The following is a 23841-nucleotide window of genomic DNA, read 5'->3' as shown; positions in this document are numbered from 1 at the left end:
ATTTATAGAATGGGCTGGGCAACGAAAAAAAGTAGACCTTGGGAGGTTAAACAATTAGTATGGACTTTTCTCTCCATCTTAATGTTTCTTCCTTTGCCGATACATGTACACCCTTTGGTGATGATGTCGCAGGCAAAGAAAGCTAAGGTAAGGTCTTGGATGGTTACGGCTTGGTTGCTATTGGCAATCGAGATCGGTCTCCTTGTTTCTTTCGTCGTGTTTTTTGGAACCTTAAGTCAGGCGATGCTATTGACTCTTGGTGGTTCCGTATTATCATATGTCGTGGGAAATGCAATTCTTTTGAATCAAGTGAAACCTTATTTGCAACGATTGGAACTCGCTGAAGTCCGCGATTTATACTGGATTTCTAATGTCAATTCTCAAAAACGTCTTGAATTGGCAGCTCCAACAATTGATACCCCACAGCTTTTTGTGGAAAGACTCTTACACTGGCGCAAGGAAATTAATAATAATAACATCCATAAAGACATTGATAAAATCCTAAGGCTGTTTCAACTATTGGAGAAAAAGGATAAAAGAGAAGCTGAAAAATTCTTGGTAAGACATTCAACTATTGTAAATGTATTAATGCAGTATGATGAATTGGAAAATGCCAATCTAAATAATTCGGTGACCTATGAGTCCAAAAGAAAACTCGAAGATGTAATCCGACAAGCAGCAGTCGCGGTAGAACAAGAAGTAACAAATCAATTTAAAATGGGAATGTTGGATGTATCCGCAGAAACTGATGTATATATTCAGACCCTGAAAAGTAGAAACCTTTTAAAAGAATAATATGGCAAATTTAGATTTGACAAATCTGGATGACGATCAAAACCAGAATAAACCCTCGGAAGTGAAAGTGAATTTCTCGGAAGAGGAAAAACAAGTAATCAAGCAATACAAAGATAAAATCAACCTGACCTCAACTACTGATATTATTCAATTTGGTGTGGGGGCTCAAAGTAATGTAAGCAATTTCTCCAATGAGATTCTGAAACAAGTGCGTACAAAAGATTTAGGCGGGGCAGAGGATATTTTAGTAAACTTGAGATCTGAAATCCGTGAATTTGATGATAAAGTCAATAAAAAACCGCTAATTCCTTTCTTTGATAATATCAAAAAGAAAATCGGAAGAATGCGCACGGAGTATGCTTCGGTTGAAAAGAATATTCATTCGATTGAATTGAAATTAGAAGGTCATTATAAAAACCTGGCGAAGGATGTCAATATTTTTGACAAGCTTTTTGTTCAGAACCAGCAATATTTCAAAGACCTTTCCTTACATATTCAGGCAGGAGAGGAGAAGCTACAAGAGGTATTGACGACTACTTTGCCAGCATTGAAGGCAGAGGCTGAAGCAACTGGCGACCAACATAAAGTTCAAGAGTATAAAGATATGGAACAACATGTCGTTCGTTTTGAACGTAAGGTTCATGATTTGAAACTTACTCGGATGGTGGTGTTGCAAACAGCGCCTCAAATTAGAATGATCCAAAGCAATAGTAGTTCACTGATGGAAAAAATTCAATCCAGTATCGTGAATACACTACCATTATGGAAAAATCAAATGGTCTTGACTTTGGGGATTGCACATGCACAAAGTGCATTGGAAGCTCAAAGAGCAATTACGGATGCAACCAATGAATTGCTGAAAAGAAATTCTGAAATGCTAAAAGATGCTACGATTAATGTAGCGAAGGAAACAGAGCGCGGAATTATTGATATGGATACCATCAAAAAAGCAAATACCGATATTATTACAACCATTGAAGAGGTCTTGCGTATCCAACGTGAAGGTCGTGAAAAACGTAAGGTTGCTGAAGGTGAATTGCTACAAGCAGAAACTGAACTGAAAAATCATATCCTAAAATCTTCTGATGATACTAGGTTGATCAATTAAGAATTATATAAAGCATAAAAAAGCGCCAAGGATTTCCTTGGCGCTTTTTCGTATTTTATAATTCCCAACGTTTCTTTGGTACACAGGTCACGTCCATGACTTTGCGAAGGACGATAGGTCTGCTATCAAATTTGTTCTCTAGGACCAAGCTATCCTTGCTTTTGGATTTGATTAAATACCTAGGAACATAAGGGCCATGTTTGTAACAACCTGATATTTTCTGCTTGCCGTTTTCTCGGGTATAAACTCCTTCTACGATCATGCTATCCGCGCGTATGGAATATACCGCCTTCGCGTATTCCTTCCACTTTCCTCCTTGATAACAACTGTCCGGAATACTCTGAACGGAGTTCTTAACATCCATCTCCACATAAACTGAATCACAGATGAATCGTAGTTTATGTAAAGTATAGTTCAACATTTGTTCCTGTCCAGGGATACTGTCCTGAACCCAAACCCCTTGTAAATATGCCGCACCTTCGCCTTGCATGTCCGAATGTCGTTGACAGGCAGGTAAAAGAAAAAGCATACCTAGCAATATCGGTAGGCATGCTTTTAAATGAGAATATGTTTTATTCTTTTCGTTCACTATCTTATTTTAAGCTACCAACCATTTCCTCAGGTTTAACCCATTCGTCAAACTCCTCAGCAGTCACATATCCTAATCTGATAGCGGTTTCTTTTAATGTTGAATTGGTCTTATGTGCTGTTTGAGCAATCTCTGCAGCCTTGTAATATCCAATTTTTGTGTTTAATGCCGTTACTAACATTAATGAGTTATCAACTAATTGTTTGATACGATCATAGTTTGGCTCAATACCGATTGCACAATGTTCTTCAAACGAAACACATGCATCTCCAATCAATCTTGCAGATTGTAAGAAGTTTGCCGCCATCACTGGTTTGAATACATTTAATTCGTAGTGTCCTTGGGTACCACCTATCGTAATAGCAACATCATTCCCCATGACCTGAGCAGCAACCATTGTTAATGCTTCACATTGTGTTGGGTTTACTTTCCCTGGCATGATCGATGAACCTGGCTCATTTTCAGGAATCAAAATCTCTCCAATACCAGAACGTGGTCCTGAAGCCAACATACGGATGTCATTTGCAATTTTATTCAAGGAAACTGCCAATTGCTTTAATGCGCCATGAGTCTCAACAATCGCATCGTGAGCCGCTAATGCCTCAAATTTATTCTCTGCAGTTACAAATGGCAATCCTGTAAATTCAGCAATATATTTAGCAACTAATACATCATATCCTTTCGGAGTATTTAATCCAGTACCTACTGCTGTACCGCCTAATGCTAATTCTGAAAGATGGGCCAACGTGTTTTTTACAGCTTTGATACCATAGTTCAATTGTGCCACATATCCTGATAATTCCTGACCTAAAGTAAGTGGTGTCGCATCCATTAAGTGAGTACGTCCAATCTTTACTACATTCATGAACTCCTCAGATTTTTTCTTCAAAGTATCACGTAATTTCTCTACCCCAGGGATAGTCACCTCAACAACAGCTTTGTAAGCTGCAATATGCATTCCTGTAGGGAATGTATCATTGGAAGATTGTGATTTGTTTACATCATCATTTGCTTTCAACACAGGTTCTCCTTCTCCAATCTTGCCACCAGCCAATACCTGTGCACGGTTGGCTACAACCTCATTAACATTCATGTTGGATTGCGTTCCTGAACCTGTTTGCCAGATTACCAATGGAAATTGATCATCAAGCTTTCCCGCTAAGATCTCATCGCAAACTGCTGCAATAGCATCGCGTTTCTCTTGTGATAAAACACCTAATTCACAGTTCGCATAAGCAGCTGCTTTCTTCAAATAAGCAAAGCCTTCAACGATTTCATGTGGCATAGATGCTGCCGGACCAATTTTAAAGTTGTTTCTTGAACGTTCAGTCTGTGCACCCCAGTATTTATCTGCTGGTACCTGAACTTCACCCATAGTATCTTTTTCTATTCTGAATGACATAATTACAAATTTTGTGATAGGCAAATTTAGGACTGTTGCCTATGATAAGCAAATCTTTTCCATCCCTATCTGAAATTAGATGGAATTATTGCATTAATCCTACGGAAGGATGCTGCAATAATTAATAAATTAAGACAGTCTTCGTTGAAGGTGTTCTTCAATATGATGATAAACTTGTTTGGGCTTTAGGGTTCGCCAAGGAAAATTATTCAGATACTCTCCAAAATTGATATAATAGTCAATATGATTGTCCTGGAATTCTTTCACAACATGGTCCCGAAAGTTAATGCCAGCAATCCAGCCATCTTCTATATCATGAAACCACTCCTCATAATAAGAGTCATCAGAGGAATGGAAATTTAAAATATTCTCGCCAATCAAGATGAATTTATTGATTCCCTCATCAATCAATAAGTCAATCAGCTCCCTCTTCAGGACCATGATGTCATTATAAATGGCATCGTTCCATTCCCCAATAAATTCAATAATACAATAACCCTTATCATAATCTGCATAGATAATTTTCAAATAAAGGGTCTGCGATCCAAAGTAGTCCCATTGTGGATGAAGCAGATAATTATAGATCTTTTTATCGTATTCAAACTCACTGTAGATGGTTCCAAAAAATGGACTCCGTTCATCTTCCGAGGCGATATAATAGTCTCGCCAGTTGTAATATGGTTCTAATTCATGCATCTAACTGTAAAATTATTGAAAATTGCGGAATTATTACCCTTGACCCGCTCTTTTGGACTGTTAATTGTTATAAAATATTTATTATAAATTTCTTTTAAACAATTGGTTATTCATTAATTTTGCGGACCAGACCGTAAATGCAAAAAGGTAGAAAACGAAATATTTTTGTCGCAGCAACGTATGCTGCCACGCTTCTTTTGGGATTAATCCTCGGACAGAACTATTCTGACCAAACAGGATTCAATACCGGAGGATCCTTGGTGCCTATTGGTTTGTCGGATAATTCCTATAAAATCCAACAGGTCGTCGACTTGATCTCAAATAGATATGTGGATAGTATCAATATGGACTCTGTCCAAAATGGAGCTATTAACCATATTATTTCTCACCTTGACCCGTATTCTACTTTTTTGAGCCCAAACGAATCCAAAAGTCAAACCGAAGTATTGGAAGGTACCTTTGAAGGTATTGGAATGGAATACTTTAGCCTGAACGATACACTTCTTGTCGTTGGCGTTATCACTAATGGTCCTGCCGATAAAGCCGGCTTTAAAGTGGGTGACCGAATCCTGAAAATTGGTAAAAGAGATGTTTCAGGAACCTCAATTAGCAAAGATGAGGTGGAAAAACTGATGCGTGGAAAAAGAGGATCTACTGTTTCAATGATTGTAGAAAGAGATTCCATGAAAATGCCAGGTCCTTTAAAAGCGATCCGTGATCAAATCAATGTGAGTTCTCTCGATGTTGCTTACCTGATCAAACCTAGCATTGGCTTTGTCCGGATTAGACGATTCTCCTTAAAAACAGCGGAAGAATTTAAAAATGCTGTTATCGACCTGAAAAAACAAGGTGCGAAAAGCCTTATTCTAGATTTGAGGGATAATGGTGGCGGATATTTCCATATTGCCATAAAAATGGCCAGTGAGTTCTTTCCTGACCAACGCTTGATGGTGTATACCGAAGGTGCGCATGAAGCCAGACAAGACTACTTATCTGAAGGAAAAGGTAGCTACAATCATGGTAAATTGGTGATTCTGGTTAATGAAAGGACAGCTTCTGCCAGCGAAGTAGTATCTGGGGCCGTTCAAGACTGGGATAGGGGAACGATCATTGGTCGTAGAACCTATGGGAAAGCAACGGTACAAGAACTGTTTGACTTTTCGGATGGTTCGACCATCAATCTGAGTATCGCTAGATATTATACTCCGCTAGGTCGTAGTATTCAACGAAAATATAGTCCGAATTGGACCATCATGAATGATTATGTAAATATGTATAAAGGATTATGGTCCTTGGATACAACTTATGCGCATGCCCAATCTTATCAGACCAAATTAGGGAAAAAATTATTCAGTGGTGGTGGAATTGTGCCTGATGTCATCATTCCTGTCGATTCCAATGAAGTGAGTTTGCTCTATAAAGATTTGGTTCAATCCAGCCTTATTGAACAATTCGTGTATAGTCGTTTTACCAAGAAGTTACCAGCATACTCCATAGAAAACTTCTTGCAAGGCTATAACCTTCCAGATTCAGAATATAATAGCTTTATTAAATACCTGACCGACCTGGGTTGGAATATCTCCCCTCGGAAACAAAGGGATTTGCATGACTTGATTCAAAGTGATATTGAAGCTCTATTAGGACGATATTATTTTGGGAGAGAAGCCTATTTTAAAGTAAAAAATAGATACGACGCATTTGTTGAGGCTGCCCTCAATCAATTCGGTGAAAATAATTCCTGATAATTGTTAGTTGATGCGGAGATCCGCATAAATAGGATAGTGGTCTGAAAGCTTTCTTTTCAAAACTTGATAGTTATTGACCGCGAAATTCTTTTCACAAAAGATATAATCAATCTGTAAAATTGGTAGAAGTTCAAAATGTGTCACACCCCAACCATTCCCTCTTTCCTGAAATGCATTTTTCATATCCTTTCCGATTAGATTAACCGAATAAGACATGGGCGTATCATTAAAATCTCCCATCACAATCTTAGGGATTTTGGTCTCCTGCATATGGGCAAACAAGGATTCTGCTTGATCACTACGTTGTTCAAAGGCCCATTTTAGCTTGCGACCAACACGTTTTGTCTTGGTTTCCTCACTACCATCATTCGTTTTTGGGTTCTGAATAAATTCCTTGTCCTCATTCTGTAGCCCAAAGGAGCGAAGATGAACATTATAAACCCTAACCGTATCCTCATTCTTTACGATATCAACATAGATGATGCGGTTGATCCCGTACTCATTCTTCTTGATTAAGCCTGAATTGATGATGGGGAACTTGGAAAAGATAACTTGACCATACGCATTATATTCATTCTGTTGAGAAGGGGCAAAGTAATAACTGTCAAAATTTATCTTTGATTTTATCTTTTCGCTGAATTTTTTATTTCCCTTAATGGTACTGCTAAATTCCTGAAGGCATAACACATCGGGGTCTACCTCCTTGATAATATCGGTGAATTCATCCTTAGCCGGTTTGTCTGTTTTTTCAACGGGCTCCAACATATGGACATTGTAGGTCATTACCCGCAAAGAAGAATCATTCCTTGCGTGTGTTTGTTCACTATTGAAGGTCACATGTTTGGTCATCAGATTCCAACCAATCAAAATGGCAATTAGAGAAAATAAGGAGTACTTGGGTTTGCGTAAGATCCAATAAAAGATAAAGCCTAGATTGATCAATAAGATTGGAAGGTAGCCTAGGCCTAAAAATGAAATGGGCCAGAAGGATTTCGGATTGATAATAGAGGCAGAATAACATAAAAAAAGAGCAACGATGGCCGCCAAGTTGGCCAACATAACGGTCTTGCTAAAAAAACCTAAATTCTTTTTCTTAATTAACATTATTCTTGCTCTTCTCTACTTACCCTAAACAGGATTTCTTTTTCCCGTGAAGATAGACTTTCATAACCATTTTGAGAAATTTTATCCAAAATTTCATCGATTACCTCTTGATTTGGTAAATCCCCTTTATAGCTTTTATAAGTAGGTGCTTTCTTGACCGTATGGACCACACGGAGCTTCTTTTTCGGGCTGAATACAAATAGCTTGCTCAAGTCTCTTCCAGCTTGTAATTGATACATAAATGTTATACCCCACAAGATGGCCAATGGGAAGGCTGCAGCAGCTGCCCGGTTGGCAAATACATAAAACAACAATTGCAGCGCAAAGAATATGATTGCTATTGTCCGAAATTTGACGATCCCAAATAGAAATAACCTGATTTCCATCTTGGGAATCAAAACCAATAAGCTTGCCACCACGGCAGCTAAACCCATGGAGTTAGAAAATAAATAGGGAATCGGACCTACAGCCAAAAAATTCAATTCGGATAATGCCAAAAAGCTAATTCCTGATATTACAAATGCACCCAAAAAGACCGTCAGAAATTGTCTTTTGTTTAAAAAATTTAAAAAGGTGCTACCCATCCAATATAACCAAAGGCAATCAAATACAAAATTGAATAAACCTATATATACAAATGGATAGGTTATCAAAGTCCAGGGCCTGACAATAAAATCCGAAAAATTATTGGGTAGGGTAAGGTTGGTCAGCATCCAATCATAAAGCGGAAATTTAATAACCTCAAGGTCTACTAATAAATCCGCAATATGGATGATTATAAATAAAAAGATTTGAATGGATAGAATATAAGGAATAGGAGAACCTGTTTGATAGGTTGTCCTTAAGAACATCTTTATTCCATTTTCCTTTTTCATATTCTAGGATACAATCTTAATAATAATTTGTTCGTTTAATACCCCACATTTTTAACAGGATAAACCCAAATAATGCACCCCCAACGTGTGCTAAATGGGCAATGGATCCCCCCGTGTTGGAGAAGCCTAAAAACAATTCAATAACAATTAAAATCGGAATAAAATATTTCGCTTTAATTGGGATTGGCAAAAAGATCAACATCAATTCTGCATTAGGGAATAAGAAACCATATGCTAATAATAACCCATAGATTGCTCCCGAAGCCCCAACCATTGGGGTTCCATAAATCGAAAGCAAAGTTCCTAATTGTTCCTGCGTAATTGGCAAGTTGGTCGAAACCATGCCAGTGGTATAATTGAAGTTTAAGAATTGGGAGGCCTGGATGGTTCCTGCAATATTGTATACTTCGAAGGCCTGAATTCCGTATTGTAGTATCAAAGCTCCTAATCCACAAATGATATAATAATTTAAAAAGCGTTTTGGCCCCAATATTCTTTCTATTACAGATCCAAACATCACTAAGGCAAACATATTAAAGAAAATATGACCAAAGCCGCCATGCATAAACATGTAAGTAATAACTTGCCAAATCTTGAAAAATGGGGAGTCCGGATAAAATACACCAAAGAATCGTGTGGCATTATCAAAAATCATGGTCCCAATAAAACAGACGATATTGATGATCAAAAGGTTTTTGGTGACTGTTGGTAAATTTCCAAAGAGGTTATTCATATATTTTTCTCAATCTTAAATAATTCTGCTAAAGCGTTCTGCAAGCTCCTGCAAGGTGTATGTAATAATGACTGGCCTTCCTGATAAGGAAATATTTGGCGATTCACAGGCAAATAGCCTATCAATCAAGTCTGCCATCCCTTCATTCTCTAATTTCGTGCCCGGTTTTATAGCAGCATTCTTCGCTAAACTTTTTGCTAATCGTTCGCGCTTGGTCAATCGTAAATCACTCTGATTCTTGAAATCTTCCAACAACTTCTCAATTATCTGCCCCTCATTGATGTTTTCTAAATCCGCAGGAATTCCATCTACAATATACGTAGTTTTCCCAAATGCTCGCAACTGAAATCCTAAGGCATGAATCTCCGGTAGAATTTCCTGAACCAAGGCAAAGTCTGCGGAGTTTAATTCCACCGTTTGTGGGAATAAACTCTGTTGACTGGACCCTTGATTCTGTTGCAATTGTTGCTGAAACTGCTCAAATAGAATTCGCTCATGCGCCGCTTGCTGATCAATCAACATAAAGCCTGAATGAATTTGGGACACTATATAACGATTATGAAGTTGGAAAAATTGCTTCTTCGGCTGGTCTGAGGCCTGTATAATTGGGGACTCTGCCTTCGCTTCAGGCTCTTCTGGCAATAAACTCAATTGTTCTGAATCCTCTGATTCTGTGATTTCGTACAAGCTATCCCAATTTTGTGGAATACTGGTCTTACGTTCGATCTGTTCCGGGAAGTTGTATTTCCGCGGTTGCTTCGGCATGCCATCATCAAAAGGATTGAAATTCGGATTGAAATTAATGGTCGGAGCCTGAATTTCATCCAATGGCTTCGGCGTAATCAAATCATTAAAGCCAGTTTCTTGTTCAAAGTCCAAAGATGGGGCAATATTATATCGACCAATACTACGCTTTACGGCTGAACGTAAAATAGCATAGATGGCTTTATCATCTTCATATTTGATTTCCGTCTTGGTAGGGTGCACGTTGATATCTATCTTGGAAGGATCAATGTCAATGAACAATACATAGAGCGGAAAGGTATCTGCTGGCAGAATTTCCTCATAGGCATTCATAACTGCATGATTCAGATAGGGATCTTTGATATATCGGTTGTTGACGAAGAAAAATTGTTCTCCGCGGGTTTTCTTGGCAAACTCAGGCTTCCCAATAAATCCTTTGATATTTATGATCGTCGTGGTTTCCTCAACTGGAACCAAGCGTTGGTTGTAATTATTGCCAAATAGATGAACTATGCGTTGTTTCAAGGTTTCCTTCGGCAGATGAAACAGTTCATTGCCATCACTATGGAAGGTGAAGAAAATTTCGGGATGCGCAAGAGCTATTCGTTGAAACTCGTCAATGATATGTCTTAACTCAACGGAATTGCTTTTTAAAAAGTTCCTTCGTGCTGGGATATTATAAAAAAGATTCTTTACGGAAATACTGGTGCCAGCAGGTGCCTGATCTGGATATTGTTGAATCACTTCCGATCCTTCAATCTCAATCACCGTACCGAGCTCATCCTCAATCCTTCTGGTCTTAAGTTCCACGTGGGCGATTGCCGCAATGGAAGCCATGGCTTCCCCACGAAATCCCATCGTGCGAATGGCAAATAAGTCTTCTGCTTTTCGAATTTTAGAGGTAGCATGTCGCTCAAAACATAGTCGAGCATCCGTCACACTCATTCCACAGCCGTTATCAATAACTTGAATCAACGACTTTCCAGCATCCTTAATAATTAATTTTATATGATCCGCTCCCGCATCAATAGCGTTCTCCATTAACTCCTTAATTGCTGATGCAGGGCGTTGAACAACCTCACCCGCCGCAATCTGATTTGCTACTGAATCTGGAAGCAATTGAATAATATCCGACATAATCTACAAAGGTACAAAAATGACTCCAATCGACCGGATTTTCAAAGCCACTCTTTACCCAATTTTTTGTTAAAAGTTGCATGATTTTAAATTGTCTAAAAGATATAATTATAACCTGTTGGAAATAAGGTCGGAAGAAATGTTATGGGAACATTTTTTTATCTCCCCCGCAAGGGAATCAGCTTAAAAAATAAAATCCCGGTCGAAAGGCCGGGATTTTATTTTTTTATTAATCAACTACTTTGTCTACGATAGAAATCGCTTTATCTAAGTCTTCTTTGCTCACGGTAAGGTGTGGTCTGAAACGAATACTACGCTCTCCACATCCTAATATCAACATATTTTCTTTCATCGCCGCTTCCACAAATTTATCTCTTGCCTCTGGCGTTGGTAAATCAAATGCCACTAATAAACCTTTTCCTCTGACATTACTGATGGATGGATGTTTTTCGGATAATTCCAACAATTTTACCTGTAGGTACTCTCCTAATGTTTCAGCTTTATTCACCAAGCCTTCTTTTTCAATAATCTCCAGGATGAGTTTAAAGCGGATCATATCCACTAAATTCCCACCGAAGGTCGAATTGATACGGCTGGATTCTTGGAAAACATTCTTTTCTACCCGATCAAATTTGGCCTTGTTTGCCAAAATACCACAAACCTGAGTTTTCTTGCCAAAGGAAATCACATCCGGAACAATGCCATAATGTTGATAACACCACATTTTTCCCGTCATGGCAATTCCCGTTTGGACTTCATCCAATATTAAGATGATATCATTTTTATCACAGATCTCTCTTAATTTAACAAAGAACTCCTTGCGGAAATGATTGTCACCACCTTCGGCTTGAATAGGTTCAAGGATCAAGCAGGCAATATCATTGGGATTGTTGGCAATTGCATTTTCAATTTCCTGGATCGCTTGTTTCTCTAACTCAATGGTGTTAGCAACCGACTCTTCCGTTAATGGGAAGGTTAATTTCGGATTACTGATTCTAGGCCAATTGAATTTTGGGAAGTACATATACTTCCTTGGATCTTTCGTGTTTGTTAAGGATAGGGTATAACCTGTTCTTCCGTGGAATGCTTGTTTGAAGTGAATCACCTGACTTGCTTCCTGTTCGATTCCTTTCGATAGATTTAAGCGGGTCTTCCAATCAAAAGCTGCTTTTAATGCATTTTCAACTGCCAATCCGCCGCCATCAATGAAAAAACAATAGCTTAATTCCTGCGGAATGCCCACGCGTTCAAAAACATCCATGAAATCTGCATACTCATCTGGATAGATATCCGATAAAGCTAATTTATTAATGGATACTTTCTCCAACTGCTTCTCATTGGCTAAAATATAAGGATGGTTGTATCCTACTGGTGATGATGCGAACATGCTGAACATGTCCAAATATTCCTTGCCATCAATGTCAACAATGTATGAACCATGAGATTTCTCTAGGTCCATAACCACTGGAAGTCCATCGGCTAAGATATGTTTTGCTAATCTTTTATGTGTTTCTCTTATCATAATCGTTTATAATTCAATTCTGTTTATAGGTCAAATTTAATTCCTTGAGCCAACGGTAGGCTCGTCGTATAATTAATGGTATTGGTTTGTCTACGCATATACACCTTCCATGCATCCGATCCAGATTCACGGCCGCCACCAGTATCTTTCTCCCCTCCGAAAGCGCCACCAATTTCAGCACCTGAAGTTCCTATATTAACATTGGCAATACCACAATCCGAACCATTCTGGCTCAGGAATAATTCAGCCTCACGAAGACTGTTCGTCATGATCGCTGAAGAAAGTCCTTGTTTGACACCATTTTGTAAGCTGATGGCTGCATCAACTTCTCCACTGTATTTTATTAAATATAAAATCGGGGCAAAGGTCTCGTGTTGAACGATTTCATAGTGGTTCTCCACTTCAGCAATCACCGGAGTAACATAACATCCGCTTTCATAGCCTTCGCCTTTTAATACCTCGCCCTTGGTTAATAATTTACCGCCTTCTGCTTTGATCTTATCCAAGGCATCTAAGTACATGTTTACTGCCGCGGTGTCAATCAAAGGTCCCATGTGATTTTTGCTATCCAAAGGATCTCCAATCTTGATTTGCTTATAGGCATCAACCAATGATTTTTTCACTTTATCGTAAATGCTTTCATGGATAATCAAGCGTCTGGTACTGGTACAACGTTGACCTGCAGTTCCTACGGCGCCAAATACAGCACCAATAATGGTCATTTTAAGATCCGCACTAGGACTCACAATGATGGCATTGTTTCCACCTAGCTCCAATAATGATTTTCCTAAACGCTTCGCAACTACTGTTGCTACTTCCTTGCCCATGCGGGTTGAACCTGTCGCGGAAATTAATGGCAGTCGTTCGTCCTCGGATAACCATTTGCCAACCTCAGCATCTCCAACAACCAAGGAAGAAATTCCTTCTGGTAATTTGTTTGCTTTTAAAATCTCAGCAATAATATGTTGACATGCTACGGCACATAATGGTGTTTTTTCACTTGGTTTCCATACGACAACATCTCCACAAACTAATGCTAAGGCCGCATTCCAAGACCAAACAGCTACTGGAAAGTTAAATGCAGTAATGATTCCTACGATTCCTAGTGGATGATATTGATCATACATCCGGTGCCCTGGACGCTCCGAATGAATGGTATTCCCGTATAATTGCCTTGATAGTCCTACTGCAAAATCACAGATGTCAATCATCTCCTGAACCTCGCCCATTCCTTCCTGATAGGATTTCCCCATTTCATAGGAAACTAATTTCCCAAGGACTGGCTTTAATTCACGTAATTTATCTCCTAATTGACGGACAATCTCACCACGCTTAGGTGCCGGAATATCCCTCCATAATAATTTTGCCTTTTCAGCCTCTTGTATAACCTTTTCGTATTCTTTCTCTGTTGTACTCCTAACCTTTGCGATTAGCTTCCCATTCGTTGGAGAATAGGACTCAATCAATTCACCCTTTGCAAACCATTTGTTACCCGTAGAGGTTCCTAGGTTCTCTGCCTCGATTCCAAGTGCTTTTAATTCTTTTGATGTCATAATATGGTTTATATTATTCGAAATTTTTATAAATATAGAGAATATCTTTTGTTTTCGAATGGATTTGGTCGAATTTATTTTGTAATTTGGGGACAGTATAAAAGGTTAATAAATAACCATTAAATTGATTTTCTCAAACCTCATATTTCAAATCTAGTTATGGACTATTATCAAATAGACGAATTACTAACACCTGAACAAATTCTTGTTCGGGATTCCATCCGTAATTATGTGAAGGCGGAATTTGTTCCGAAGATGGATTATTATGCGCAGGAGCATCAGGAGATTCCCGATTTAATGCGAAAGCTGGGCAGTATGGGCGCTTTAGGGACCTTTATTCCTGAAAAATATGCTGGGCTAGGATTGGATCAAATGACCTACGGCTTAATCATGCAGGAACTTGAATTCGCGGATTCGGCAATCCGTTCTGCCGCTTCTGTTCAATCTTCATTGGTGATGTTCCCGATTTATAAATTCGGCTCCGAAGAACAAAAACAAAAATTCTTACCCCGATTAGCGACAGGGGAATTGATAGGTGCTTTTGGGCTAACGGAACCAAATCATGGTTCCGATCCTGCCAGTATGGAAACCAAATTTGTTAAGGATGGCACTGGCTATCGTTTATCGGGTTCTAAAATGTGGATCACGAATGCGCCTATCTGTGATATTGCTGTCGTTTGGGCTCGGGATGAAGAGAAGAAAATCCGTGGCGTTATTGTCGAACGTGCTTTTGAAGGCTTTACTAGCCCCGAAACTTTAAACAAATGGTCTCTTCGGGCCTCTAAAACTGGCGAGCTTGTCTTTGACCAGGTATTTATTCCTGAGGAAAATGTTTTGCCAGAAGTCAGTTCGATGAAAGGACCCTTGTCCTGCCTGAATTCAGCAAGGTTTGGAATTTCTTGGGGAGCTATTGGGGCTGCGATGGACTGTTATCAAACGGCATTGAATTATGCCAAGGAAAGAAAACAATTCGGGAAACCCATTGCTTCCTTTCAACTGCAGCAGAAGAAATTGGCGGAGATGATTACTGAAATCACCAAGGCGCAGCTGCTTTCATGGCGATTGGGGCTCTTGAAAAATGAAGATCGGGCAACCGCTGCCCAGATTTCCATGGCGAAGAGAAATAATGTGAACATGGCTTTGCAGGTAGCCCGCGAGGCTAGGCAGATTCTTGGCGCCATGGGAATCGTCGGTGATTACTCCATTATGCGCCACATGATGAACCTGGAATCGGTGATTACCTATGAAGGAACACACGATGTTCATTTATTGATCACCGGAAATGATATCACCGGATTCAACGCATTTTAACTACCTATTATGAGGATATTCATTTATCCAACGGAATGTTCGGGTTTTTAGATCAATATTATCCATATCTATCTTCTCCAGGAAGATAGATGTGGAATCCGGAGAATGGATATTGCGTAGGGTAATTCCCGTATTTTCGAGATGATATTTCATTTCAAGTACTACACTTTTATCTGATTCTATTATTTTGATCTCCTTTTTCTTCGGATCCTTGATGTATTCATATTGAATAATATCCATTTCCTCATTTCTAATAGTCAACGTTTTTTCAGTTGTGATGATAAGCTGATGCCATTCATCAGGGATATTGTTCTTCGCATGGTTTTTATATTCCCTATTAGGGATATAATAGGCACCATAAAGTTCGGCTTCTGGATCAAAGTACGGTTTGAAGTAATCAATTGGTGAGATTAATTGCCGAATATGCCCCGAGAATACCAAGAGTAGGAGTAGAACCTTTATGCTGATCATGGTGATTTTTTTCCAACGTTTATTATATATAGGTGTGGGGAGCGGAATTAGTTTAACTGTTTTCTGCGCTATTAATAAGCCCATCAATCTTTGGATATTCGGTGCCAGTAGAAATAAACTCAATAAGGCTAGTGCTGTAGAAACCAATTTTACAGGTACATCAAAGAAATAATTGGTTGCCATGATATTCACGCTGACTGCAAAGGTGATAATGGCACCCAGGGTTGTGGTTTTTCGGAATAATAATATTATACTCATTAATTCAGCAATCCCCATGAATATATTATAAGGATTGGAGGCTCCATAAAATGTCCATGCCAGCCCCATTGGTGAAAACTTGTAGAGCGGTTCTGTTAATCGTAGTAAAGTGGGAAATGGAAATTGACTATGTGTCAATTTTACCATGCCATAATTCAGCAACATAAAGGCTATATAATAACGGACAATGACGGTAAGCCAATAATATAATCTTGGATAGCTTTTGTTTTTACGGTCCAATAAGCTCCAGATCAATGTGCCAACAGCTGAGAATATCAATATTAGCAAGAGTTGTATCCATTGCATGGCTGTGTCTCCGCTTCCATTTATGTAGCTGGCATTGTAGCTCAAATCAAAAAAAGTTCTACCGAAGGCTCTTATTAGATCAATCAAAAATGGTCGGATGAGAACCAATAGATGTTGGAGGAAAAAGAAGGTTCCATTATTGGCCAGTAGTATAAATGTCAGGATGAAGATGAAACAAAAACGGAAAAGGATTGGATTTTTAGGGTAGCTATAATTTTGGTCTTGCGTATCGTTCAATTTCATAGGTCTTTTATTGGATTTCATTAAATATAGTCAATTCTAATCTTATGTCCTCTTTAATGTAGCATTTGAATATTGTAATAGTGTAGGTGTTTAAATACTGGAATAAAGTTGATTTTGATTTCAGTAATTATGTAGATTTTGAATGCTATAATAATGTAGGTTCTATATACTTTAATAAGGTAGGTTTTGATTTCGGTAATAATGTTGCTTTTGTATAAGGTGATAAGGTCGATTTTGATTTCAGTTATAATGAAGGTTTTAAATACGGTATTAAAGGATGCTTTTGAATATTGTAATAATATAGCTTTTGTATAAAGTGATAAGGTCAGTTTCGAACTCATTAATAATGCTGTTTCGAATACTGTAATACTACAGTTTCGAATTCAGCGATAATTCTGTCCATCTTTTGGACAAATCAGGACCTCTACCGCACCTTGGTCGGACCTTCTTCGGATCTTTTCCTGACCTTGGTCGAATTTTTACGGCCGAGGTCAGGCGGATCTGCGGGGGATCTGCGCTAGTGATGCGCCGGAATATCGAGTTTTGTTGGAACTCCTCCCGAAGTATTTCCGATAATGATAGTGTATTTACCCCCCCTTCGAAAAGGAACGAGCTATGATCCCCTCCAAAACACACACATCCATGATCCCAGACTTTCCATCTCGCCCGACCTTCCTTTTCTACCGTTCATGCCCCCGCAACCATCCCTGGGCAATGAAAATGCCAGCTTCCTGAAAATTTATCGTGCAATGTGCTAGCGAGTTACGCCTTGCTACCAAAAATTGTTGCTGGGATGTCTTGGAAGTATGGATGTTTTGTCCCTATCTTTGCACCACTCCGCAAGGGAGGGACGGCTGAAAGGCCACTGACAACAGGGAATGAAACACGGTAAAAAAGGGGTCAGACCCGATGCACCGTATCTTTTGAAAAAAGCGCCTCAAAATTATTTTAAAATAAATTTTGCGGAATCAAAAAAGGTTTCTACCTTTGCAGTCCCAACCGAGGGAAACAGCAACGAGCGCGATGCTCGGAGCGATAGAAAAATGACAGATTGTAGCCTTCAGCGATGAGGGATCCACAACATAAAAAAGCCGAAGCGAGATGCCCAGGCGAGATAAGTTCTTTAAATGATCATGTAGCGCAGCGACTCGTACGAGAGTACGATAGCTGAACAAAGATTTAAGAAATCAATTCAGATATCCCGGAGCGGGAGGAAAACATTAAAACAAGACAATTCTATTTATTATAAATAGTCTTGATCTTACACTTCATTTTACAATGGAGAGTTTGATCCTGGCTCAGGATGAACGCTAGCGGCAGGCCTAATACATGCAAGTCGGACGGGATCCAGCTGGTAGCTTGCTACCGGTTGGTGAGAGTGGCGCACGGGTGCGTAACGCGTGAGCAACCTACCCATATCAGGGGGATAGCCCGAAGAAATTCGGATTAACACCGCATGACACAGATTTACCGCATGGTTTATTTGTCAAATATTCATAGGATATGGATGGGCTCGCGTGACATTAGCTAGTTGGTGGGGTAACGGCCCACCAAGGCGACGATGTCTAGGGGCTCTGAGAGGAGAATCCCCCACACTGGTACTGAGACACGGACCAGACTCCTACGGGAGGCAGCAGTAAGGAATATTGGTCAATGGGGGCAACCCTGAACCAGCCATGCCGCGTGCAGGATGACTGCCCTATGGGTTGTAAACTGCTTTTGTTAGGGAATAAACCCCACTACGTGTAGTGGGCTGAATGTACCTAAAGAATAAGGATCGGCTAACTCCGTGCCAGCAGCCGCGGTAATACGGAGGATCCGAGCGTTATCCGGATTTATTGGGTTTAAAGGGTGCGTAGGCGGCACTTTAAGTCAGGGGTGAAAGACGGCAGCTCAACTGTCGCAGTGCCCTTGATACTGAAGTGCTTGAATGCGGTTGAAGACGGCGGAATGAGACAAGTAGCGGTGAAATGCATAGATATGTCTCAGAACACCGATTGCGAAGGCAGCTGTCTAAGCCGTTATTGACGCTGATGCACGAAAGCGTGGGGATCGAACAGGATTAGATACCCTGGTAGTCCACGCCCTAAACGATGATGACTCGATGTTTGCGATATACCGTAAGCGTCCAAGCGAAAGCGTTAAGTCATCCACCTGGGGAGTACGCCCGCAAGGGTGAAACTCAAAGGAATTGACGGGGGCCCGCACAAGCGGAGGAGCATGTGGTTTAATTCGATGATACGCGAGGAACCTTACCCGGGCTTGAAAGTTACTGAAGGATGCAGAGACGCATCCGTCCTTCGGGACAGGAAACTAGGTGCTGCATGGCTGTCGTCAGCTCGTGCCGTGAGGTGTTGGGTTAAGTCCCGCAACGAGCGCAACCCCTATGTTTAGTTGCCAGCACGTCAAGGTGGGGACTCTAAACAGACTGCCTGCGCAAGCAGAGAGGAAGGCGGGGACGACGTCAAGTCATCATGGCCCTTACGTCCGGGGCTACACACGTGCTACAATGGATGGTACAGCGGGCAGCTACACAGCAATGTGATGCCAATCTCGAAAAGCCATTCACAGTTCGGATCGGGGTCTGCAACTCGACCCCGTGAAGTTGGATTCGCTAGTAATCGCGTATCAGCAATGACGCGGTGAATACGTTCCCGGGCCTTGTACACACCGCCCGTCAAGCCATGAAAGCTGGGGGTACCTAAAGCATGTAACCGCAAGGAGCGTGTTAGGGTAAAACCGGTAATTGGGGCTAAGTCGTAACAAGGTAGCCGTACCGGAAGGTGCGGCTGGAATACCTCCTTTCTAGAGCCCGCTCTGGGATCGCTGCGCGACATACATGATCGTATGGAAAAAAAAAGACATTCAGAAGAAAGTGCCCACCCTGTGGGGAGTATCTAGTATCTAGTATTTAGTATTTAGATAGTGATGCTCCGAACAGACGGTGACACCGAGAGATGAGAGAGATAAGCTAGTCCCGTAGCTCAGTTGGTTAGAGCACTACACTGATAATGTAGGGGTCAGCAGTTCAAATCTGCTCGGGACTACCATCACACGGGGAATTAGCTCAGCTGGCTAGAGCACCTGCCTTGCACGCAGGGGGTCAACGGTTCGAATCCGTTATTCTCCACAGGTCCGAGTCCTTATAGAAGGTTTTAGCTTAGAGCAATGGTTCTAAATACTAACTACTAACTACTAGGTACTTCAGATAAAGAGTTCTTTGACATATTGGAAGAAAAGAGATTAACAAGAGAAGACAACAGAGGCCTGTCGTCCAGCGATGGATGGCGGCCAATAAGCAACCTATCACTTGGCAAAAGGGGTGATAGCGTGAAGAAAGTAAACAAGGGCACACGGGGGATGCCTAGGCTCTCAGAGGCGATGAAGGACGTGATAAGCTGCGATAAGCCACGGGGATCGGCAAATGCGAATTGATCCGTGGATTTCCGAATGGGGCAACCCGGCATGTTGAAGACATGCCATCAAATGAAGCGAACGCGCTGAACTGAAACATCTAAGTAGGCGTAGGAGGAGAAAATAACAATGATTTCCCAAGTAGTGGCGAGCGAACGGGAAAGAGCCCAAACCAGTATTGTTACGGCAATACTGGGGTTGTAGGACCACGCCATTGGACTGTGCTATGAACTGGAAGCAGGTGGGAAACTGCGCGATAAGGGTGAGAGCCCCGTACAGGTAAAGAATGCAGCCATAGTGGTATCCTGAGTACCGCGGGACCGGAGAAATCCTGTGGGAATCCGCCAGCACCATCTGGCAAGGCTAAATACTCCTGAGAGACCGATAGTGAACCAGTACCGTGAGGGAAAGGTGAAAAGAACCCCGAACAGGGGAGTGAAAAGAACCTGAAACCGTGTGCTTACAAGCGGTCGGAGCGGAGTGATTCCGTGACGGCGTGCCTTTTGCATAATGAGCCTACGAGTTACTCTTGTCCGGCAAGGTTAATGGCTTAAGGCCAGGAGCCGAAGCGAAAGCGAGTCTGAACAGGGCGTATAGTCGGACGAGGTAGACGCGAAACCTTGTGATCTACCCTTGGGCAGGTTGAAGGTGCGGTAACACGTACTGGAGGACCGAACCGATAAACGTTGAAAAGTTTCCGGATGACCTGAGGGTAGGGGTGAAAGGCCAATCAAACTGGGAAATAGCTCGTACTCCCCGAAATGTTTTTAGGAACAGCGTCGGCATATGAGTCTAGCAGAGGTAGAGCTACCGATTGGGTGCGGGGGAGTCAAATCCTACCAAATCCAGACGAACTCCGAATGCTGCTAGATATGGCCGGCAGTGAGGCTTTGGGTGCTAAGGTCCAAGGCCGAGAGGGAAAGAACCCAGACCATCAGCTAAGGTCCCCAAATTCGTTCTAAGTTGAACTAACGAGGTCCGGTTGCCCAGACAGCTAGGATGTTGGCTTGGAAGCAGCCATTCATTTAAAGAGTGCGTAACAGCTCACTAGTCGAGCGGCCGGGCGTGGATAATAAACGGGCATCAAGAACGATACCGAAGCTATGGATTGCAATTTATTGCACTGGTAGGGGAGCATTCCATCGGGGGTGAATCCGCGGGGTGACTCGTGGTGGACCTGATGGAAAAGCAAATGTAGGCATAAGTAACGATAAGGCGGGTGAGAAACCCGCCCACCGAAAGACTAAGGTTTCCTGATCAACGCTAATCGGATCAGGGTTAGTCGGGACCTAAGGCGCATCCGAAGGGAGGCAGCCGATGGCCAACGGGTTAATAATCCCGTACTATTGATAACTGCGATGTGGTGACGGAGTAGTGACACTGCCGCGAACTGACGGAATAGTTCGTTGAAGGGCAAAGGTATTGGACCGGTAGGCAAATCCGCTGGTACAGCTGAAGCCCGATAGTACAGCAAACCCTCGGGGGCGCTGATAGCGCAGGTAAGCAGACTTCCAAGAAAACCCGCTAAGCTCCAGGTTATCAATACCCGTACCGTAAACCGACACAGGTAGTCGAGGAGAGGATCCTAAGGTGCTCGAGTGAATCATGGCTAAGGAACTCGGCAAAATGGCCCTGTAACTTCGGGAGAAGGGGCGCTTCCTCCAGCGATGGAGAAGCCGCAGTGAAAAGGCCCAGGCGACTGTTTAGCAAAAACATATGGCTTTGCGAAATCGAAAGATGAGGTATAAGGCCTGACACCTGCCCGGTGCTGGAAGGTTAAGAGGGGATGTCATCCGCAAGGAGAAGCATTGAATCGAAGCCCCAGTAAACGGCGGCCGTAACTATAACGGTCCTAAGGTAGCGAAATTCCTTGTCGGGTAAGTTCCGACCTGCACGAATGGTGTAACGATCTGGGCGCTGTCTCAGCCATGAGCTCGGTGAAATTGTGGTATCGGTGAAGACGCCGGTTACCCGCAACGGGACGGAAAGACCCCATGAACCTTCACTATAGCTTAACATTGAAATTGGGTACAGGATGTGTAGGATAGGCGGGAGTAGTCGAAGCGGTTTCGCCAGGAATCGTGGATACGACCTTGAAATACCGCCCTTTCTGTATTCGGTTTCTAATCCCGCGATGCGGGAGACATTGTTTGGTGGGTAGTTTGACTGGGGTGGTCGCCTCCAAAAAGGTAACGGAGGCTTTCAAAGGTAAGCTCAGTACGCTTGGTAACCGTACGAGGAGTGCAATGGCATAAGCTTGCTTGACTGTGAGACCTACAAGTCGACCAGGGTCGAAAGACGGACATAGTGATCCGGTGGTTCTGTATGGAAGGGCCATCGCTCAAAGGATAAAAGGTACTCTGGGGATAACAGGCTGATCTCCCCCAAGAGCTCATATCGACGGGGAGGTTTGGCACCTCGATGTCGGCTCGTCACATCCTGGGGCTGGAGAAGGTCCCAAGGGTTGGGCTGTTCGCCCATTAAAGTGGCACGCGAGCTGGGTTCAGAACGTCGCGAGACAGTTCGGTCCCTATCTGTTGTGGGCGCTGGAAGTTTGAGTGGATCTGACCTTAGTACGAGAGGACCGGGTTGGACGGACCGCTGGTGAACCTGTTATGCCGCCAGGTGTACGGCAGGGTAGCTACGTCCGGGATAGATAAGCGCTGAAAGCATCTAAGTGCGAAACTAGCCACGAGATGAGACTTCCTCATAAGGGTCGTTGAAGATGACAACGTTGATAGGTCACAGGTGTAAAGGTTGAAAGACCAAAGCCGAGTGATACTAATAGCCCGAAGCTTTCCAATGCGGATAGTTCTGTTGTCCTCTCTCTTTTTAACATCCTTTCTTCCAATAACATGTCAATATGGAGTACGAAGTACGCCGTGTTTGGTGGCAGGCCCCAGGTCTAACTACTAAATACTAACTACTAAATACTACTTAAAAAGATATTCAGGTGCCTATATCGGCGGTGTCCACCTCTTCCCATTCCGAACAGAGAAGTTAAGCCCGCCAGAGCCGATGGTATTGCCGTAACAGGTGGGAGAGTAGGTCGGTGCCTAATTTTATACGGAAGCCCGTTGTCAGATGACAACGGGCTTTTTGTGTTTTCAGGGATATGGGGAAATGCAACGGACGGCCCGATGCTAGGGGCGTATCGGATACGCCCTTTTGTATTGTTGTTTGGTCATGGTTTGACAAATATGTCGCCCCTACGGGGCTTGAACCTCGTCAGCGGTGCAAGAAACTCCATAGGAGTTTAATGTTAGTAGAAAGGAACGTAACATGAAATAAGCCCTTCCGCAGAACTGCAATCGCTTTAGCGATTGCAGTTCTGCGGAAGGGCTCTTTTTTTTACCTTCGGGTTACTAATATTGAACCCCGCTGGGGTTCCTACAGATATGCCGCCCCTATGGGGTTTGACCATGCAGGACGGAATGACTATCGGATAAATGAAATGCATTGTACGGGCGTATCGCATACGCCCTTTTGTCGTTTTACGGGAATGGTGGCCGTATTGGATAATTACATAAATGGTTAATCATTGGGATATGGGCGTTTTTGGAATTGTAGGGGTTATATTGAAAGGAGGGCGTATGCGATACGCCCCTACGATTGGCGGGCTAGAAATGGATTCTTCGCTGCGCTCTGAATGACAGGGTAATTGTGTCAGGGTCATGGGTTAAAAAAGGAGCTTCGGCCTTGGCGAAGCTCCTTTTTTAACCCATGACCTAATGTAATGATGTGATTGTCATTCCGCATCGAAGATGCGGGATCCATTTTAGGCGATATGTTGGCGAACGTGACGTCACTCGAGGCTTGATCCTCGTCAGCGGTG

General features: G+C 42.0%; 14 protein-coding genes, 2 tRNA genes and 3 rRNA genes. 9 read left to right on the top strand and 10 right to left on the bottom strand.

Annotation, left to right across the window (positions count from 1 at the left end):
- Positions 1 to 9: 9 nt before the first annotated feature.
- Positions 10 to 795, top strand: a complete 786-nt coding sequence (locus ACF3OC_RS16665; RefSeq protein ID WP_392470007.1) for a hypothetical protein — start codon at positions 10 to 12, stop codon at positions 793 to 795.
- Position 796: 1 nt separating this feature from the next.
- Positions 797 to 1903, top strand: a complete 1107-nt coding sequence (locus ACF3OC_RS16660) for a toxic anion resistance protein (protein ID WP_094258559.1) — start codon at positions 797 to 799, stop codon at positions 1901 to 1903.
- Between the two features lie 55 nt (positions 1904 to 1958).
- Here the strand turns inward: ACF3OC_RS16660 and ACF3OC_RS16655 are convergent, their stop codons facing one another.
- The 3 genes from ACF3OC_RS16655 to ACF3OC_RS16645 form a co-directional block, all read right to left on the bottom strand.
- The gene (locus ACF3OC_RS16655) at positions 1959 to 2432 is read right to left on the bottom strand and encodes a fumarate hydratase (RefSeq protein ID WP_392470004.1); all 474 of its coding nucleotides are present in this window, start codon (positions 2430 to 2432) and stop codon (positions 1959 to 1961) included.
- A gap of 64 nt (positions 2433 to 2496) precedes the next feature.
- Positions 2497 to 3894 carry a class II fumarate hydratase gene (gene fumC, locus ACF3OC_RS16650; RefSeq protein WP_392470001.1) on the bottom strand — a complete coding sequence of 466 codons (1398 nt, stop codon included), beginning with the start codon at positions 3892 to 3894 and terminating at the stop codon, positions 2497 to 2499.
- Positions 3895 to 4023: 129 nt separating this feature from the next.
- On the bottom strand, positions 4024 to 4590 hold the full coding sequence (locus ACF3OC_RS16645; RefSeq protein WP_392469999.1) for a hypothetical protein: 567 nt from the start codon (positions 4588 to 4590) through the stop codon (positions 4024 to 4026).
- A gap of 137 nt (positions 4591 to 4727) precedes the next feature.
- Between ACF3OC_RS16645 and ACF3OC_RS16640 the strand changes: the two genes are divergently transcribed.
- Entirely contained in the window at positions 4728 to 6332 is a 1605-nt protein-coding gene (locus ACF3OC_RS16640; protein ID WP_392469996.1) for a S41 family peptidase, read from the top strand.
- A 6-nt stretch (positions 6333 to 6338) separates the two neighbouring features.
- Here the strand turns inward: ACF3OC_RS16640 and ACF3OC_RS16635 are convergent, their stop codons facing one another.
- The 6 genes from ACF3OC_RS16635 to ACF3OC_RS16610 form a co-directional block, all read right to left on the bottom strand.
- Entirely contained in the window at positions 6339 to 7439 is a 1101-nt protein-coding gene (locus tag ACF3OC_RS16635) for an endonuclease/exonuclease/phosphatase family protein (RefSeq protein WP_094258564.1), read from the bottom strand.
- Positions 7439 to 8314, bottom strand: coding sequence for a rhomboid family intramembrane serine protease (locus ACF3OC_RS16630; protein ID WP_392469993.1), 876 nt, complete (start codon positions 8312 to 8314; stop codon positions 7439 to 7441). The genes ACF3OC_RS16635 and ACF3OC_RS16630 overlap by 1 nt, the downstream gene beginning before the upstream one ends.
- A gap of 16 nt (positions 8315 to 8330) precedes the next feature.
- Positions 8331 to 9047 (bottom strand): rhomboid family intramembrane serine protease, encoded by a 717-nt coding sequence (locus tag ACF3OC_RS16625; RefSeq protein WP_392469991.1) that lies wholly within the window; start codon positions 9045 to 9047, stop codon positions 8331 to 8333.
- 15 nt (positions 9048 to 9062) lie between these two features.
- On the bottom strand, positions 9063 to 10928 hold the full coding sequence (gene mutL / locus ACF3OC_RS16620) for a DNA mismatch repair endonuclease MutL (protein WP_392469988.1): 1866 nt from the start codon (positions 10926 to 10928) through the stop codon (positions 9063 to 9065).
- A 229-nt stretch (positions 10929 to 11157) separates the two neighbouring features.
- Complete coding sequence (gene lat / locus ACF3OC_RS16615; RefSeq protein WP_392469985.1) at positions 11158 to 12450, bottom strand: L-lysine 6-transaminase; 1293 nt, start codon at positions 12448 to 12450, stop codon at positions 11158 to 11160.
- 23 nt (positions 12451 to 12473) lie between these two features.
- Positions 12474 to 14003 carry an aldehyde dehydrogenase family protein gene (locus ACF3OC_RS16610; RefSeq protein WP_392469983.1) on the bottom strand — a complete coding sequence of 510 codons (1530 nt, stop codon included), beginning with the start codon at positions 14001 to 14003 and terminating at the stop codon, positions 12474 to 12476.
- A 159-nt stretch (positions 14004 to 14162) separates the two neighbouring features.
- Between ACF3OC_RS16610 and ACF3OC_RS16605 the strand changes: the two genes are divergently transcribed.
- Entirely contained in the window at positions 14163 to 15314 is a 1152-nt protein-coding gene (locus ACF3OC_RS16605) for an acyl-CoA dehydrogenase family protein (RefSeq protein WP_392469980.1), read from the top strand.
- Here ACF3OC_RS16605 and ACF3OC_RS16600 read toward each other — a convergent pair whose 3' ends face one another.
- Entirely contained in the window at positions 15315 to 16592 is a 1278-nt protein-coding gene (locus tag ACF3OC_RS16600; RefSeq protein WP_392469977.1) for a hypothetical protein, read from the bottom strand.
- Positions 16593 to 17867: 1275 nt separating this feature from the next.
- On the opposite strand from ACF3OC_RS16600, the gene ACF3OC_RS16595 reads away from it, so the two are divergent.
- The 5 genes from ACF3OC_RS16595 to rrf all read left to right on the top strand — a co-directional run bounded on the left by ACF3OC_RS16595 (position 17868) and on the right by rrf (position 23067).
- Positions 17868 to 19397: ribosomal RNA gene (locus tag ACF3OC_RS16595) — 16S ribosomal RNA — on the top strand.
- Between the two features lie 168 nt (positions 19398 to 19565).
- Positions 19566 to 19642, top strand: a tRNA-Ile gene (locus ACF3OC_RS16590).
- Between the two features lie 6 nt (positions 19643 to 19648).
- Positions 19649 to 19722 (top strand) — tRNA-Ala (locus ACF3OC_RS16585).
- A 203-nt stretch (positions 19723 to 19925) separates the two neighbouring features.
- Positions 19926 to 22810, top strand: a 23S ribosomal RNA gene (locus tag ACF3OC_RS16580).
- 145 nt (positions 22811 to 22955) lie between these two features.
- Positions 22956 to 23067, top strand: a 5S ribosomal RNA gene (rrf, locus tag ACF3OC_RS16575).
- The 16S, 23S and 5S rRNA genes sit together here with 2 tRNA genes alongside, the layout of an rRNA operon.
- The last annotated feature ends 774 nt before the right edge of the window (positions 23068 to 23841 follow it).

The organism is Sphingobacterium cellulitidis, from assembly GCF_043187465.1.
Lineage (GTDB): Bacteria > Bacteroidota > Bacteroidia > Sphingobacteriales > Sphingobacteriaceae > Sphingobacterium > Sphingobacterium cellulitidis.
This window is presented reverse-complemented; position numbering and strand designations above follow the sequence as displayed.